Source organism: Salinimicrobium sediminis (assembly GCF_900215295.1).
Lineage (GTDB): Bacteria > Bacteroidota > Bacteroidia > Flavobacteriales > Flavobacteriaceae > Salinimicrobium > Salinimicrobium sediminis.
This window is the reverse complement of sequence record NZ_OCMF01000001.1, coordinates 1,137,244-1,152,762: the sequence shown is the minus strand read 5'-3', so window position 1 is coordinate 1,152,762 and position 15,519 is coordinate 1,137,244. Positions and strand designations below refer to the sequence as shown.

15 protein-coding genes and 2 tRNA genes are annotated in these 15,519 nt (G+C 43.0%); 8 read left to right on the top strand and 9 right to left on the bottom strand.

What is annotated here, in order from left to right; translation table 11 throughout:
* Positions 1-58: 58 nt before the first annotated feature.
* From CRO16_RS05255 to CRO16_RS05245, 3 genes are all read right to left on the bottom strand, one after another.
* Positions 59-487 carry a GIY-YIG nuclease family protein gene (locus CRO16_RS05255; RefSeq protein WP_143544427.1) on the bottom strand — a complete coding sequence of 143 codons (429 nt, stop codon included), beginning with the start codon at positions 485-487 and terminating at the stop codon, positions 59-61.
* Between the two features lie 5 nt (positions 488-492).
* A tRNA-Asn gene (locus CRO16_RS05250) sits at positions 493-566 on the bottom strand.
* Positions 567-612: 46 nt separating this feature from the next.
* Positions 613-686: transfer RNA gene (locus CRO16_RS05245), tRNA-Asn, on the bottom strand.
* A gap of 162 nt (positions 687-848) precedes the next feature.
* On the opposite strand from CRO16_RS05245, the gene CRO16_RS05240 reads away from it, so the two are divergent.
* Positions 849-1,217 (top strand): DMT family protein, encoded by a 369-nt coding sequence (locus tag CRO16_RS05240; protein ID WP_097055257.1) that lies wholly within the window; start codon positions 849-851, stop codon positions 1,215-1,217.
* Positions 1,218-1,253: 36 nt separating this feature from the next.
* Here CRO16_RS05240 and CRO16_RS05235 read toward each other — a convergent pair whose 3' ends face one another.
* The 3 genes from CRO16_RS05235 to rseP form a co-directional block, all read right to left on the bottom strand.
* A complete protein-coding gene (locus CRO16_RS05235; RefSeq protein WP_097055256.1) occupies positions 1,254-1,553 on the bottom strand; it encodes a hypothetical protein in 300 nt (99 codons plus the stop codon).
* Positions 1,522-2,706: a bifunctional metallophosphatase/5'-nucleotidase gene (locus CRO16_RS05230; protein ID WP_097055255.1), complete on the bottom strand. Its 1,185-nt coding sequence runs from the start codon at positions 2,704-2,706 to the stop codon at positions 1,522-1,524. The genes CRO16_RS05235 and CRO16_RS05230 overlap by 32 nt, the downstream gene beginning before the upstream one ends.
* A 69-nt stretch (positions 2,707-2,775) precedes the next feature.
* Complete coding sequence (gene rseP, locus CRO16_RS05225; protein WP_097055254.1) at positions 2,776-4,149, bottom strand: RIP metalloprotease RseP; 1,374 nt, start codon at positions 4,147-4,149, stop codon at positions 2,776-2,778.
* Positions 4,150-4,306: 157 nt separating this feature from the next.
* Between rseP and CRO16_RS05220 the strand changes: the two genes are divergently transcribed.
* From CRO16_RS05220 to CRO16_RS16110, 4 genes are all read left to right on the top strand, one after another.
* Positions 4,307-4,978, top strand: coding sequence for an SCO family protein (locus tag CRO16_RS05220; RefSeq protein WP_097055253.1), 672 nt, complete (start codon positions 4,307-4,309; stop codon positions 4,976-4,978).
* Between the two features lie 110 nt (positions 4,979-5,088).
* Entirely contained in the window at positions 5,089-5,319 is a 231-nt protein-coding gene (locus tag CRO16_RS05215) for a FeoA family protein (protein ID WP_097055252.1), read from the top strand.
* Between the two features lie 2 nt (positions 5,320-5,321).
* Complete coding sequence (feoB, locus tag CRO16_RS05210; RefSeq protein ID WP_097055251.1) at positions 5,322-7,421, top strand: ferrous iron transport protein B; 2,100 nt, start codon at positions 5,322-5,324, stop codon at positions 7,419-7,421.
* Between the two features lies 1 nt (position 7,422).
* Positions 7,423-7,575 (top strand): FeoB-associated Cys-rich membrane protein, encoded by a 153-nt coding sequence (locus CRO16_RS16110; protein WP_168024094.1) that lies wholly within the window; start codon positions 7,423-7,425, stop codon positions 7,573-7,575.
* On the opposite strand, the gene CRO16_RS05205 is transcribed toward CRO16_RS16110, so the two are convergent.
* Positions 7,572-7,970, bottom strand: a complete 399-nt coding sequence (locus CRO16_RS05205) for a hypothetical protein (RefSeq protein ID WP_097055250.1) — start codon at positions 7,968-7,970, stop codon at positions 7,572-7,574. The two genes, CRO16_RS16110 and CRO16_RS05205, sit on opposite strands and share 4 nt — an antisense overlap.
* A 100-nt stretch (positions 7,971-8,070) precedes the next feature.
* Here CRO16_RS05205 and CRO16_RS05200 point away from each other — a divergent pair, with 100 nt between their 5' ends.
* Genes CRO16_RS05200 through CRO16_RS05190 form a run of 3 tightly spaced genes read left to right on the top strand, consistent with a single transcriptional unit; the run spans position 8,071 to position 13,979 of the window.
* Positions 8,071-8,457 carry a hypothetical protein gene (locus CRO16_RS05200; protein ID WP_097055249.1) on the top strand — a complete coding sequence of 129 codons (387 nt, stop codon included), beginning with the start codon at positions 8,071-8,073 and terminating at the stop codon, positions 8,455-8,457.
* Positions 8,458-8,514: 57 nt separating this feature from the next.
* Entirely contained in the window at positions 8,515-12,858 is a 4,344-nt protein-coding gene (locus CRO16_RS05195) for a CusA/CzcA family heavy metal efflux RND transporter (RefSeq protein ID WP_097055248.1), read from the top strand.
* Positions 12,855-13,979, top strand: a complete 1,125-nt coding sequence (locus CRO16_RS05190) for an efflux RND transporter periplasmic adaptor subunit (protein WP_097055247.1) — start codon at positions 12,855-12,857, stop codon at positions 13,977-13,979. Before CRO16_RS05195 ends, CRO16_RS05190 begins: the two co-directional genes overlap by 4 nt.
* Here the strand turns inward: CRO16_RS05190 and CRO16_RS05185 are convergent.
* Together CRO16_RS05185 and CRO16_RS05180 are read right to left on the bottom strand one after the other, a co-directional pair.
* Entirely contained in the window at positions 13,976-14,797 is an 822-nt protein-coding gene (locus CRO16_RS05185) for a ZIP family metal transporter (protein WP_097055246.1), read from the bottom strand. The two genes, CRO16_RS05190 and CRO16_RS05185, sit on opposite strands and share 4 nt — an antisense overlap.
* Positions 14,797-15,456: a metal-dependent transcriptional regulator gene (locus tag CRO16_RS05180; RefSeq protein ID WP_097055245.1), complete on the bottom strand. Its 660-nt coding sequence runs from the start codon at positions 15,454-15,456 to the stop codon at positions 14,797-14,799. Before CRO16_RS05180 ends, CRO16_RS05185 begins: the two co-directional genes overlap by 1 nt.
* Between the last annotated feature and the right edge of the window lie 63 nt (positions 15,457-15,519).

Sequence of the window (15,519 nt, the reverse complement as noted above, 5' to 3'; positions counted from 1 at the left end):
TTTAACTTTGCTCCTCCTCTTGGGCTCGAACCAACCCCGATAGCTATCGGGGCTCTGATTAACGGTCAGAATACCTGTTTTTCAGCTTCTCTATCATTTCAGAATACTTCTTTAAATTCTCAATATAATTTTTACTCTTCATGGTTTTTATATGGTTTTCAATAGCCAAAACCTGTTTTTTATTCTCGCAGAAAAACTTTAAAAATATCTCCCAATCTCCTGCCTTTCCAGTGAATTTATAACCTGGAGAAGTAGCATGGAATTGCATTCGAACCCTAATATCTGAAGATGAACCAATGTAATAGCGATTCAAAGTTTTTGAATAAAGAATGTACACCTCGTGGTTCATGAGTAAAAACAAAAAGCCCCACATAAAATGTGGGGCTTTAATTTTGCTCCTCCTCTTGGGCTCCCCTCGACTTCGCTCGGGACAGGCTTCTCGCCCCAACCTATATAACCAAAAAAGCCACCTAAATGGTGGCTTCAATTTTGCTCCTCCTCTTGGGCTCGAACCAAGGACCCTCTGATTAACAGTCAGATGCTCTAACCAACTGAGCTAAGGAGGAATTTCAATATGTCCAGAATTTTTTAAAAGCTGCCTGCTGCTTTTTGCTCCTCCTCTTGGGCTCGAACCAAGGACCCTCTGATTAACAGTCAGATGCTCTAACCAACTGAGCTAAGGAGGACTGTCGCAACCATTTTTGCGGTTGCAAATATAATTGAAAAAATCTATTTCCCTAAACAAACTACCAAAAAAGTAAGGCCCTGTATCAGTTTTTTTCCTTTTATAAAATCCGGTAAAACTACTTTACTTTTTAGATAATTTTGGAGCTATAAAATTTGAACAAATGAAGTCTATAGCTACCATTCTACTCCTTATCCTGTCCAATGCCTTCATGACCCTGGCCTGGTATGGTCATCTGAAATTTGGAGAGTGGAAAGGCATTGCCAAATATGGCCTTATTGGTCTGGTGGTGATCAGCTGGGGAATTGCCTTTTTTGAATACTGCTTTCAGGTGCCGGCAAACAGGATAGGCTTCAGGGGTACAGGCGGCCCATTCTCTCTCGTGCAGCTAAAAGTGCTGCAGGAGGTGATCACGCTTGTAGTTTTTGTAATCTTTTCAGTGATCTTCTTCAAAAACGAAACCTTCAGCAGCAATCATCTTATCGGATTCATTTTTCTGATCCTGGCAGTCTATTTCATTTTCAAGGGCTGAAAAATAACTTCTAAAAATGCCATTTTCGGGGAGGATTTAAATCCCGCGGTTGCAGCCCTCCAAATCGATTACAGACTGATGTTGCAGGAGATAATCAATAAGATAATCGGCTGTGGTTTTTTCAAAGGTCTTTTCAGGAGTTTTAAAATCTCCGGAATAAATTGAGGTCAAATAATCGCTTAAAGCAACTTTGATCATGGCTTCATCTGCCAGCTGCTCACCTTCAGCATCCATTAATTCGAGTCTGCCGTTGATCTGTTCGATCCTTAGACCCGAATAGGCAAGGGAAGAAACATAGGGGGCATTAATGAAATCTTCCACCTGCGCCACCTCCATGGAATAAGATTCCAGGCCGTTCTGAAAAGGATCTATAGTGTAAATGTCCAAAGGGGGTGATAGTGCCATAATCCAGGCCGGTTCTTATCCCGCCATAGTTTTGGAGTACAAGATCTGCCCCTGTTATGGTTTGCAAAGCCGTGGTATAGAAACAAGCAGTTTCTGCCGAATTGTGATCCTGCAGAGAAGTTCCTATTTCCACAAAGAATTCCGGCTGATTGTTGTATTCTTCAATAAGTTTTGTGAGCTCGGGATCTCTTTCGGATACCAGGTCAAGATCGATCAATTCATGCTCATAGTTCGTCACCTCTCCTTCTTCCACGGTCAAAGTTAATTTTGTGAGGTATCTTAGATCTGCTCCGGATTGCACCATAAAACGACCCGCAACCTTTTCGCTATACACTGCATGGTTATGTCCCCCAATCACCAGATCAACAAAGCGGTGTTGCTCGAGGATCATTTTATCTCCATTCCTGCCATAATGCGTTAAAGCCACCACAAGATCTGCTGACTGAACTTCTTCATCTGCTTCAAATTTTTCCATCGCTGTAACACCTTCAGTAAACTCAAGCCCTGTCAACTTCTTTGGGTGAGACAGGGGTTTATTATCTGCAGAGCCGGTTTCCACCACACTTAAAAATGCGATTTCAAAGCCATCTTTTTCGATAAGCACTTTTCCTTCGGGAATTGTAAAGCCGGAGGTGCTTTTTGTAAGGTTCGCACATAAAAATGGAAAACTTGCCTGCAGCATCCTGTTCTCCAGAATTTCCTGCCCGTAATCAAATTCATGATTTCCCAGGGCAGAGACATCCATTCCCGCTTTGCCCATGAGATCAACAATGGGAAAGCCTTTTTCGGGATGGTAATCTACGATAGGATTTCCCGAGAAAATGTCTCCTCCCGAAACGAAAAATACCTGGGATTCCTCTTCCTTCTCTTGTTCAATGATTGCAGCGATCTTATCGAAGTTGTGGATCTTCCCATGAGGGTCATTAATAGAGAAAATGACAATAGTTTCAGCTTCTGGTTCGGGATTCGGATTGACGGGAACAGATCCATTGTCTGAAGAGCAGGCAAAAAGAAAAAGAATACCTGCCAAAAATGGCATTTTCAGAAGCCCTTTTATAGCGAAGTCCGGGAAAGATGTTTTCATAACAGGAAGAAAAAATAAGGCTGAAAAATTAATTTTTTCAGCCTGTATATTCAGTAATAAATATAATTTTTATTCGAACAACCAGCGGTAAATGTCATTTCCGTTAGCGAAAAGCACGAGCGCGATAAGGATCACAAATCCCACCAACTGGGCGTATTCCATAAATTTCTCATTCGGCTTTCTGCCGGAAACCATCTCGTATAACAGGAATACCACATGCCCCCCATCAAGAGCCGGGATAGGAAGGATATTCATAAAAGCAAGAATGATAGAAATAAAAGCAGTGGTCATCCAGAAGGCCTGCCAGTTCCATGCATCTGGGAAAAGGCCGCCAATGGCACCAAAACCACCTACCTGGGTGGCTCCTTTCTTGGTAAACACATACTTGAACTGTGCAATATAGTCGTGCAGCGTCCAGTAAGCGAGATCAAAACCTTTTGATATACTTTCGGTAAAGGAATAGTGCTCCCTGCTTATTTTTATGGAAGCTTCAGGATCTACATAAACTCCCAGGTTTCCTTCTTCATTAGGAGTCAAAGAAACTTCATTCAGCTTTTTCTCAAGAGCTTCTGCTTTAGCCTGGTCCATTTCCACGCTTTGCATTTCTCCGTCGCGGCTATACACCAGTCTTAACTCCTGTCCTTTACTCTGGTCTACCTTTCGTGTCAATTGATGCCAGTATCCAATTTCAATGTCGTTAACAGAGATGATCCTGTCTCCCTTTTTTAAGCCGGCAAGATCTGCCGGACTTCCTGCCACCACCGAATCCAATACAGGAATGGTCATAGGTACGAAAGGCTGCATCACTCCCTGTTCAAACATTTGTGAACCTATATCTTCGGGCACAGCAATAGTTTCGGTAGTCCCGTCCTGGTGTTCTACGGTAATATTCTTTACATCCCTTAGAAAAAGATATTTGTTGATGTCAATACTGTTCTTAAGTTCCTGGTTATTTACTTCCAGAACCCTATCACCGTCCCTAAAGCCATATTCCTTGAAAGTATCATCAACCGCAAAACCATTCGGCATATCTTCCGGCGTGATATAAGGGCTGCCCCATACGAATACCACCATCATATAGATAAAAAATCCTAAAATGATATTTACAGTTACTCCCCCCACCATGACGATAAGCCGTTGCCACGCAGGTTTGCTGCGGAATTCCCACGGCTTGGCAGGTTGCGCCATTTGCTCGCGGTCCATGCTTTCATCGATCATCCCGGCAATCTTAACATAACCTCCAAGCGGAAGCCAGCCAATTCCATAGACGGTATCTCCTATTTTCTGTTTAAAAAGGGCAAATTTAACATCGAAGAAAAGGAAGAATTTCTCCACCTTGATCCCAAACATCTTTGCAGGAATAAAATGACCCATCTCATGCAGGATGATGAGAATGGATAAACTAAGTATTAATTGTAATGCTTTAATAAAAAAAGGATCCATAGCAATCTTGGATAAATTAAAATCGCACAAAAGTAAACTTTTAAAGGTTCCTAAAAAAGCATAAAAGCTCACCCGCTTCAGGATCAGGGAATTTTAGTGCGGAAGGAATGAAAAATGGGATTTAGAATCGTAATTTTGCAGGGAAATTTTAGAGCTCATGCTACAGTTTTTTGCGAAATATAAATTCTTCGGAATTTTTCTCTTTGTGCTTTCGGCCATCATCATCACCATCATCTACAATATCCTGTCTCCCGAAAAACGTTTACCGGTATATCAACCCAATATGGTGAACAATGAACTGGTAGATTCCACACTGCAGGAAGTGCGAAAATATCACACCATTAAGGATTTTAAGCTCTATAATCAAAATGGGGATACCATCACCCAGGATTTTTACAAGGATAAGATTTATGTAGCCGATTTCTTTTTTACCACCTGTCAAACCATCTGTCCCATAATGACAGATCATATGCTGCAGATCCAGGAGAAACTGAAAAATGATGAGGATATTCTTTTGCTGTCCCACACCGTGATCCCAAATGCCGACAGTGTGCCACAACTAAAAAAATATGCTCTTGAAAAAGGAGTAATAGATTCTAAATGGAACCTGGTTACCGGGAATAAAAAAGACATTTATGACCTCGCGAGGAAATCATATCTCGCCTCAAAGTCAGACGGGGATGGAGGTCCCTTTGACCTCATCCACACAGAAAATTTTGTGCTGGTAGACAAGGAGAGAAGAATAAGAGGTTTTTACGACGGTACAGACCCTAAGGCTATAGAGGAGCTGCTTACAGACATTGAGATCTTAAAAAATGAAGACAGGTAAGCCAGCAATCGCGGGAAAAAATGATTCTAAAATTCTTTTATATGTTAAGGTTTTTCTAATAGTGAAATTTACCCTATTTTTGTCTTGTTTAAAATCAATCTAAATAAACATTGACTAAAACCATTGTCGATCTAAAAAGGGGCCAACGCGGTATAATCAAGGGTTTTTCTACCGAGAATATTCCGTTGAAACTTTTAGAAATGGGCTGTCTTCCCGGGAATGAAGTGGTCTTGGTTCAAACTGCCCCATTCAGGGATCCGCTTTATTTGAATATAAATGGTAGCCACCTCGCCATTAGAAAGGAGACTGCCATGCACATCGAAATAGAAATTCTTCCGTAGCCATGGCCAAACAGATCAATGTAGCACTTATTGGCAATCCTAATACGGGTAAAACTTCAGTATTTAATCAACTCACAGGACTTAATCAGCAGGTAGGCAACTATCCAGGTATTACAGTAGAGAAAAAAGAAGGTATTTGCAGGCTTCCGCGCAATATTAAAGCACACGTGCTTGATTTGCCGGGCACCTATAGCCTTAATGCTTCTTCCCTGGATGAGAACGTAGTTATCGAATTGCTGCTTAACAAGAATGACAAAGACTATCCGGATGTTGCTGTAGTGGTAAGCGATGTGGAGAACCTAAAACGTAACCTGCTTCTATTTACACAGATCAAAGATCTTGAGATCCCCACCATCCTGGTGATCAATATGGCCGATCGCATGAAACGCCGAGGGATTAGCATTGATGTTGCGGCAATGGAACGGGAATTAAAGACCAAGGTCATCCTTGTTAGTGCAAGGAAACGTATTGGGATCGATGAGCTCAAGGAGCAGATTGCCAACTTCAGGCATATCTCAACAGAACCCTGCCTTCACGCCTCCTCTATGGATCCGGAATATTTTAACCGGTTACGCACAGCTTTTCCAGAGCAATCCCTTTATAAGCTTTGGCTGGTGATCACCCAGGATGTGAATTTTGGGAATGTAAACCGTAATAGCTTTAACCTTCGGGAGGATTTTGTTACCAAGGATGAAAGTACTCTAAAACGCATGCAGCAGAAGGAAACCATTCTTCGCTACAAATTCATAAATGACGTTCTTAAAAAGACTGTAACCGTAGATGCCAATGCTGCAAAAGGTTTACGCGCAAATTTAGATAAGATCCTCACCCATAAGGTATGGGGCTATGTGATCTTTTTTAACATACTGCTCCTTATTTTCCAGGCGATCTATGACTGGTCCAGTTATCCCATGGATTTTATTGATGCCTCCTTCATGAAGCTGAGCGAAGTTGCCCGCGGATTTATGCCCCCGGGACCATTTACGGATTTAATTGCTGAAGGGATCATTCCCGGATTGGGAGGGATCGTGATCTTTATTCCGCAAATCGCATTTCTATTCCTTTTCATTTCGATCCTGGAAGAAAGCGGTTATATGAGCCGGGTGGTCTTTTTAATGGACCGAACTATGCGCCGCTTTGGTTTGAGCGGAAAAAGTGTAGTGCCATTGGTTTCCGGTACCGCCTGTGCCATTCCTGCCGTGATGGCTTCCCGAAACATCGAAGACTGGAAAGAAAGATTGATCACCATTTTGGTAGTGCCTTTTACCACCTGTTCTGCCCGGCTCCCGGTTTACCTAATCATCATTGCACTGGTCATTCCCGAGCGATCCTTTATGGGACTAAACCTGCAGGGACTAACTCTTATGTTGCTTTACATGCTGGGCTTTGGAATGGCAATCTTTTCGGCCTGGGTACTTCACAAGATCCTCAAGATCAAAAGCAAATCTTATTTTGTTATTGAAATGCCTAATTATAAGGTACCAATGCTTAAAAATGTTGGGATCAATGTAGTGGAAAAGACCAAAGCCTTTGTTTTGGGAGCAGGAAAGATCATTCTTGCAATCTCCATTATTCTCTGGGTACTGGCCAGCTACGGCCCCGGCGACAACTTTAGCAATGCCCGTGAGATCGTAGAAGCGCAGAATGTAGATGCGAACCTTCCCGATGCAGAACTGGATGAAATGGTAGCTTCCTATAAGCTACAGCATTCTTATATTGGAAATATTGGAAAAGCCATTGAACCTGCCGTGGCACCTCTTGGCTATGACTGGAAGATTGGAATAGCTATTGTAAGTTCTTTTGCAGCGAGGGAAGTCTTTGTAGGCACCCTGGCTACGATTTATAGTGTTGGCAGTGACGAGGAGGAAACTATTAAAGCGCGAATGGCTTCAGAAACCAATCATATCCTTGGCGGACCTCTTTTTACCTTCGCAAGCGGAATCAGTTTGCTGCTTTTTTATGCCTTTGCCATGCAGTGCATGAGTACTCTGGCTATCGTAAAAAGGGAGACCAACACCTGGAAATGGCCTATGTACCAGTTGGTAACAATGACGGCAATAGCTTATTTGGCAGCTCTTATTGCTTTTCAAACATTAAAATAATATGGAACTACTTCAGGAAATATTAGTCTTTATCACCTTCGCAATAGCGGTGGGATATATGTTTACGAAATTCGTCTATAAACCTAAATTTATCTTCGGAAGCAAGAAAAAAAGCGGCAAAGCCTGCGAGACCAGCTGCGGAAGCTGTCACTAACCTTTTGGAATCACCGCAGAAAATGACATGCAGTATGCATCAGCGGGTATTTTGACTCCGGTTTTAGGATAAGGTCTAAGCTGTGAAAACTGCATTAGAACATCATTAGCCACTGAAATTTCTGCTCCACCTCCCCTAATTACTACTTCCTTTTCAAAATATTTACCATTCTCTGTAATTCCCAGCAGGACCTTTGCTTCCCCGGGCCAGATACAGGTAACATCTTTCGGGCAACGGGAATCGGAAATGATCCCTAAAAAATCAACCGAGATTTTTCCGAAGCTAAGATGCTGACCAATTCCCAGGTCTGCGCTGATGTTCTTCACTTCAGGCTTTTCCTGTGCCGTTAGCAAGACAGGAAAAATAAGCAACCATAACCAAAAAGTCTTCTTCATATTTTAAGGACGACAAATAATACCAGGTGTTGCAAAAGTGACAATAATTAATCTCTTTATTGCCCGAATTTAGTTCTTAAAAAGTAGTAAATTTATAGTAATGAAAGCTTTACTCTCTATCTCGCTTTCGGTTTTACTCCTGTTACAAAGTGTGAATTTTGGAGTGACAGATCTTTTGCGCCTTGACGGCCTGGTGCAGCATGTAGAGCTTCATTCAGAAAGTTATGGAGATTCTTTCTTCGATTTTCTCACTAAACACTACGGCAGCTCTAAAAAAGATCATCTTACCGCTCATGAAGGTCATGAAGACCTTCCTTTTAAGCATGATGCTGCCAAAGCTACCATCAATATTTTTGTGGTAGGGGAGCCTCAAATTTTTGAATTTGCAACTCCCCCGGTACTACATCCACAGGTGACATTTTTCTACACCAATTCTTATACCTCCCAAACTCCCCACAAGATCTTTCAGCCTCCCATTTACGTATAATTCTGTTTTTTAATTTCTGAAAGCTTCAGGAAAAATTCACTTTTTGAAGATTGAATTATGCTCAAAAATATTATACAGTTCAGTTTAAAGAATAAACTTATTATCCTCCTGTTCACTGCAGTAATGGTTGGGTACGGTATATATTCCCTCACCCAGATCCCCATTGGTGCGGTACCCGATATTACTAACAATCAGGTACAGGTGATCACCACTTCCCAAAACCTCTCCACCCAGGATATGGAGCAATTCATTACTGCTCCAGTGGAACTGGAAATGGCAAACCTGCCGGGGGTGGTGGAGATTCGTTCGGTTTCGAAGTTCGGACTTTCTGTAGTCACTATTGTCTTTGAAGATGATATGGACTCTTACCTTCCCAGGCAACTCATTGCCGAAAAGATCGATGCTGCGGCGCAATCTATTCCGGAAGGCTTTGGCACTCCCGGAATGGGCCCTGTCACCACGGGACTGGGAGAGATCTACCAGTATATCCTCGACGTCAAACCGGGTTATGAAAACAGGTATTCTCCTACCGAAATCAGGACTATTCAGGATTGGATCGTAAAGAGACAACTGTCGGGAATTCCAGGAGTTGTGGAAGTGAACAGCTGGGGTGGAAACCTAAAACAATATGAAGTCGCCATAAAGACCAAAAAACTTGCAGCCATGGATATTACCGCTGCCGAAGTTTTTACTGCTCTTGAAAAAAATAACAGCGTCGCGGGCGGGGGATATATTGAAAAAGAGAATCAGGCTTACTTTATCCGCGGGGAAGGTCTGGTGAATTCTCTTGAGGATATCAGGAATATTGTGGTGGAAAACCGCAATGGCATGCCGGTGTACATCAGGGATATTGCTGAAGTAGGTTATGGACGGGCAACCCGCTATGGCGCCATCACCGGAAATGCCGAAGGTGAGAAAGTCCTGGGGCAGGTAATGATGCTCAAGGATGCCAACTCCAATAAGGTCATTGAAGCAGTACAGGAGAGAGTAGCTTCAATTTCTGAAACTCTTCCCGAAGGAATCTATATCAATGGTTTTTTAGACCGAAGCCTGCTCATTGACAAAACCACCTTTACCATTACAGAGAACCTTGTCCTGGGGTTTCTCATCGTGATCTTTGTCGTGGTGCTGCTCCTGGGAAATATAAGGTCCGGCCTGGTTGTAGGTTCGGTAATTCCCCTCTGTATGTTGTTTGCTCTTTCGATGATGTACACCTTTGGAATAGGTGCCAACCTCATGAGCCTTGGCGCAATAGATTTCGGGATCATCATAGACGGGGCAGTGATTATTGTAGAATTCATAGCCTTCAAAATAACGAGCAAGAGCAAAGAATTTGAAAGCCTTCAAAAACGAGAAATCAGAGAATTAAAAGATGAAATAACTCTTAACGGGGCGTCAAAAATGATGAATTCAGCCATCTTTGGCCAATTGATCATTCTAATTGTGTTCATCCCCATTCTTTCTCTTACAGGGGTGGAAGGAAAAATGTTTCGCCCCATGGCCCTCACCTTCAGTTTTGCCCTTATTGGTGCCATGATCCTCTGTTTTACTTATGTACCGGTAGTATCCTCCATTTTTATTAGGCCTTCAAAACAGGGATCCAAGAATTGGTCAGTAAGATTGATGAATTTTCTGAACAGTATCTATGAGGCCACAATATCCTGCGCCCTGAGGGTAAAGAAAGTGGTACTGAGTTTAGCGGTCCTGCTCCTTGCCGCCAGTATTTACCTTTTTACAACCATGGGAGGAGAATTTGTACCTACGCTTGATGAGGGCGATTTTGTGATCCAGCCTGTGCTAAAAACCGGTACCTCATTAAGTAAAACCATAGAGATCACTACGGAAATAGAACGCATTCTTATCGAAAATTTTCCTGAAGTAGACCAGGTGGTTTCAAGAATAGGTGCTGCAGAAGTTCCTACAGATCCTATGTCTATGGAAGAAAGTGATGTCATTGTAACTCTTAAACCCAAAGGCGAATGGGTGAGTGCAGACTCAAAAGATGAACTTGCCGATAAATTTAAGGAGGCCCTGGCAATTCTTCCCGGAATGGAGGTGGAATTCACCCAACCCATAGAAATGAGGTTCAATGAACTAATTACCGGCGTGCGGGCAGATATTGCTATTAAGATCTTCGGTGAGAACCTGGGAGTCCTTAGCAGTAAAGCTGCACAAATAGAAGATCTTATAAGGAATGTGGAAGGCGCCGCCGATATCACGGTAGAAAAAGTAGAAGGACTGCCTCAAATGGCAGTTAAATACAATCGAAGTAAGATCGCCAGATATGGTCTGAATGTCGCCGATATTAATGAAGTGGTAAGTATGGCTTTTGGCGGAAAAACCGTTGGCAACGTGTTTGAAGGAGAAAAACGCTTTGACCTCGTGGTAAGACTGGATACCGAAAACAGGAAAGATATCTCTGATCTGCAAAACCTTTACGTGGACCTTCCTGAAGGAGGAAAAATACCTCTTAGCGAAGTCGCTGAAATAACTTACCGAAAATCGGCAGCCAAGATCTCCAGGGATGAAACTAAAAGACGTATCGTAGTAGGAATTAATGTAAGGAACCGCGATCTGCAATCGGTTGTTGATGATGTTCAAAAGATCCTTGATGAAAATCTGGATCTGCCTCCCGGCTATACCATCTCCTACGGCGGCCAGTTTGAGAACCTTCAGAAGGCTTCAAAAAGATTGAAATTTGCGGTTCCCGTTGCCCTCGTCCTGATCTTCTTCCTGTTGTACTTTGCGTTCAATTCCATAAAGGAGACGCTCATCATCTATTCGGCCATTCCCCTTGCGGCTGTTGGTGGAGTATGGTTGTTATGGCTACGGGATATGCCTTTTAGTATCTCGGCAGGAGTTGGTTTTATTGCCCTTTTCGGGATAGCAGTTTTGAACGGAATTGTACTCATCGAACATTTTAATCATTTAAAAAAACAGGGAATGGAACATGGGGATGAACTTGTAAAGATCGGGGCCAGGGATCGATTGAGAGCGGTATTGCTCACAGCCTCTGCAGCCGCGCTTGGTTTTTTACCAATGGCGGTTTCCACCAACGCCGGTGCAGAAGTGCAGAGGCCCCTGGCTACAGTTGTAATTGGCGGTTTGGTTACCGCTACCTTTCTCACATTGATTGTGTTGCCTGTCCTGTACTCTATCTTCGGAAAAACTGAAATAGCAAAACCCCGCAAAAGAAAATCGGGAAAAAAGAAAAAGCTTCTTTTGATCCTTTTGCTTCTTTCGATCCCGGGCATCGCTCAGGAAAAACCACTGACTTTTGATGAACTCCTGACTTTAGCCCTTGAAAATAATTCTGAAGTCAGGGCCGCAGCCCTAAAGGTGAAACAGGCTGAAACCATGAAAGGAGCCGCTTTTAGTTTTGATAAGACCGATGTTTATTACAGCCGAAATGATATCGAATTTTTGGCCAATGGAGAACCTCTCAAAATGTTTGGAGTGGATCAAAATTTTGATTTCCCTACCCTCTACTTCGCTCTACTGAAGCGGTATAAAGAGGGAATTAAATTTGAAAAGCTCAAGCATGAACTTATTCAGAAGAACCTTGAACAGCAATTGGCTCTGGGATTCTTAAAATACCAGTATGCCCAGAAAAAGAGGGAGGTTTTTAGTGTCATCGATACCTTGTACAGCAATTTTTCTCATGCTGCCACCCGCAGGTTTGAATTGGGAGAGACCAATTACCTGGAAAAGATCACTGCCCGGGCCCGGCAACGGGAACTTAAACTGGAGCTTAAAAAAGCTGAAACAGAAGTAAGCCTCGCCTATACCGGTTTATTAAAGATCATCCAGGTTGGCGAAGTTCTTCAAATAGCCCCAGTTCCTCTCGAAAAAATGGATATTACCCGTCTTGGCACAGACAAACATGTACTGAAGCAATTATATGAGCAACAAATTTCCCTGGCAAAAGCCGAAACTTCAGTAGAAAACCAACGCCTCTTACCCGGGATAACCTTCAGCTATTTCAGGGGGTTGAATGAAGACCTTAACGACCATCTTTCGGGATATCAGGCGGGGCTGCGTATCCCTCTTCTCTTCAGCGGAAATGCTGCCCGGATTAAAGCCGCAAAAATAGCCACTGAAATTGCATCCGAAGAAGCCCGACAGAATGACCTCCTGCTCGAAACCCAATATCTGCAGCTTTTAAAAGAGATGGAGAAACATGAAGAGGCACTCTCCTATTATGAAGAAGAAGGAGGTGAACTTTCAGAAGAGATCTTAAGAACAGCAAATCTTAGCTATCAAAACGGGGAAATAGATTTCTTCCAGTACATATTAAGTCTTGAGAACGCTTACAGGATAAGATTATCCTTCCTGGAAACCCTCTATGCCTACAATCAAACCGTGATTGCAATAAATCAACTAATGATCATTGAACCATGAAAAGCATTAAAATTTTAGCCTTTTTGGCAGTATTGCTCCACTTTTCCTGCAAATCTGAACCTGAAGTGGATACCGCTAACCGTAATGAAAACTTCGAGGGAATTAGAATTACCAAAGAGCAATTCGATCATAATGAAATGGAGTTGGGGACATTAACGGTGCAGAATTTTCCCGACGTGATAAGGGTAACCGGAAAAATTGATGTACCGCCGGAAAACAGGGCCATTATTAATGTTTTTGAAGGAGGATACGTGAAGCGCTCCCCACTTTTGGAAGGAAGTAAGGTTAAGCAGGGTCAGCTCATTTTAAGTCTTGAAAATCCGAGATATGTAGAGCTGCAGCAGGAATATCTTGAATTGGCCGGACAGCTTGACTATCTCCGGTCTGAAACCGAAAGGCAGGAGATCATGTTCGGAGAAAAGATCACTTCAGAAAAAAACTTCCTAAGGGCCCAGAGTGAATACAAAACCGGATTGGCGCGGTATAATGCTTTACGAAAGAGGCTACAAATGTTAAATATCGACCCGCAGAAGGTGGAAGAAGGGACTGTCTCTTCCGAAATTTTAATTAATGCCCCTATTAGCGGTACAGTTGACCAAGTCAATGTATCCAGGGGAATGTTCGTGGAGCCCAACTACAACATTATGGAAATCGTGAACACAGATCATCTTCACCTTGAACTCAATGTTTTTGAAAAAGACCTGATGAGGATCGCGGAAGGACAAAAGGTCCATTTTACCATGCCTCAATACCCTGCTAAAAGCTATGAAGCTGAGATCTGGCTGGTAGGGAAAACAATAGATGAAGATCGCACGGCAGGAGTTCACGCCCATCTGGCAGACAGCCTTAAAGAAAAATTTGCGGTGGGAATGTTCGTGGAAGCACAAATAATCACCAAAAACAAGGATCTACCTGCTCTTCCTGAAGAAGCAATCGTGGAAGTGGACAATGCCTTTTACGTACTGGTCCTGGATCAAAGCAGCGGGGAAAACTATAATTTCAAACGCAGACAGGTAAAGCCTGCCGTCACCTTTAACGGTTATACTGCTCTTGAAGATCCGGAGGCTTTAACAGGAAAACAGATCCTTACCAGGGGAGCCTTCAATTTACTAGGAAACTAGCTAAGCCCCACATCAAGAGTCATCATCACCATAAAGCCGCCAATGAAGCCCATAGTGGCAATATCTGTAAACCTATCCTGCTGGGATTCCGGGATCACTTCTTCTACCACCACAAAGATCATTGCTCCGGCCGCAAAGCACAGTGCGTAAGGCAGTATTGGCTCAAAGGTCATCACTGCCCATGCCCCTAGAACCGCAGCAATTGGCTCTACAATAGCCGAAAGTTGCCCATAGTTCCAGCTTTTCCATCTGCTCATCCCCTGGCCTCTTAAAGGCATTGCTACTGCAAAGCCTTCGGGGAAATTCTGTAAACCTATTCCCATTGCAAGGGCTACTGCACCACCTATACTGGCCCCTTCGAGTCCCATTGCCGCACCTCCGAAAAGCACACCTATCGCAAGCCCTTCGGGTATGTTATGTAAGGTAATTGCAAGGGTAAGTAGTACGGATTTATGCCAGGGGGTTTTCACCCCTTCTTTATCGGCCATTTTAAAATTGACATGAAGATGAGGCAGGATCTTGTCCAGCCCAAAAATAAATAAGGCTCCCAATCCAAAACCTACTACTGCAGGAATCACCTTCACAAATCCTTCTCCCTGGCTCATTTCGATCCCCGGGGCGAGTAAGCTCCAAAAGCTCGCAGCCACCATCACCCCGCCTGTAAATCCAAGCATACCGTCAAACAGGGCCCTATTCATTTTTTTGAATAAAAAGACCAGGGAAGCTCCTAATGCAGTTAAACCCCAGGTAAACAAAGTGGCTAAGAAAGCCGCCAGTACAGGATCCAGAGATTCGAAGTATGCGATTATATTATTCATTACTCAGTGGGTTTTATAAACAGATTGGTGGAAATGCTTTTCGAAACGCGCAGATCATCCGCATTAATCCTTATCAACAAAGATTCATCATATTCTTCCCGCTGCACTACCTTAATTGGTTTTCCAAGTGTGATCCCGTTCTTGTCCAGATATCTCAGGAATTCTGTGGAAGAATCCTTTACTCCGACACAAATTCCTGACTGCCCCTCATTGAGGTCGGCCAGTAACAACTTGTTGGAGATCCTGAAATTTCCGTCTGAATCGGGAATAGGATCGCCATGAGGATCCCTTTTGGGATGCCCCAGGAATTTATCCAGCTCGTCGGTAAGCTTTTCGGACTTGATATGCTCCAGTTGTTCTGCGATGTCGTGTACCTCATCCCAGGAGAAATTTAATTTCTCGACAAGGAACACTTCCCAGAGACGATGTTTGCGAATAACTTCTATGGCAGCCTGCTTTCCCTTATCACTCAGATGAACGCCCTGATATTTCCGGTATTTCACAAGTTCTTTATCCGAAAGTTTCTTCACCATGTCTGTGACAGAGGAGGCTTTCGTCTCCATTTCTTCGGCAAGGGCATTGGTGCTCACCCCACCCGAATACCTTTTTTCTAAATGGAAGATGGCCTTCAGGTAATTCTCTTCGGAAAGGCTAAACATAGACTATTGTTTTTTACAGGTCAAAAATACATTTTTTAAATTTCATAAACAATTTTTAGATTA

Bases quoted from the DNA above. Each gene is read 5' to 3' on its own strand.
- feoB (WP_097055251.1), top strand. From the start codon at position 5,322: ATGGCCAAACAGATCAATGTAGCACTTATTGGCAATCCTAATACGGGT.
- CRO16_RS05240 (WP_097055257.1), top strand. From the start codon at position 849: ATGAAGTCTATAGCTACCATTCTACTCCTTATCCTGTCCAATGCCTTC.
- CRO16_RS05220 (WP_097055253.1), top strand. From the start codon at position 4,307: ATGCTACAGTTTTTTGCGAAATATAAATTCTTCGGAATTTTTCTCTTT.
- rseP (WP_097055254.1), bottom strand. From the start codon at position 4,149: ATGGATCCTTTTTTTATTAAAGCATTACAATTAATACTTAGTTTATCC.
- CRO16_RS05200 (WP_097055249.1), top strand. From the start codon at position 8,071: ATGAAAGCTTTACTCTCTATCTCGCTTTCGGTTTTACTCCTGTTACAA.
- CRO16_RS05180 (WP_097055245.1), bottom strand. From the start codon at position 15,456: ATGTTTAGCCTTTCCGAAGAGAATTACCTGAAGGCCATCTTCCATTTA.
- CRO16_RS16110 (WP_168024094.1), top strand. From the start codon at position 7,423: ATGGAACTACTTCAGGAAATATTAGTCTTTATCACCTTCGCAATAGCG.
- CRO16_RS05205 (WP_097055250.1), bottom strand. From the start codon at position 7,970: ATGAAGAAGACTTTTTGGTTATGGTTGCTTATTTTTCCTGTCTTGCTA.
- CRO16_RS05190 (WP_097055247.1), top strand. From the start codon at position 12,855: ATGAAAAGCATTAAAATTTTAGCCTTTTTGGCAGTATTGCTCCACTTT.
- CRO16_RS05185 (WP_097055246.1), bottom strand. From the start codon at position 14,797: ATGAATAATATAATCGCATACTTCGAATCTCTGGATCCTGTACTGGCG.
- CRO16_RS05230 (WP_097055255.1), bottom strand. From the start codon at position 2,706: ATGAAAACATCTTTCCCGGACTTCGCTATAAAAGGGCTTCTGAAAATG.
- CRO16_RS05195 (WP_097055248.1), top strand. From the start codon at position 8,515: ATGCTCAAAAATATTATACAGTTCAGTTTAAAGAATAAACTTATTATC.
- CRO16_RS05235 (WP_097055256.1), bottom strand. From the start codon at position 1,553: ATGGAGGTGGCGCAGGTGGAAGATTTCATTAATGCCCCCTATGTTTCT.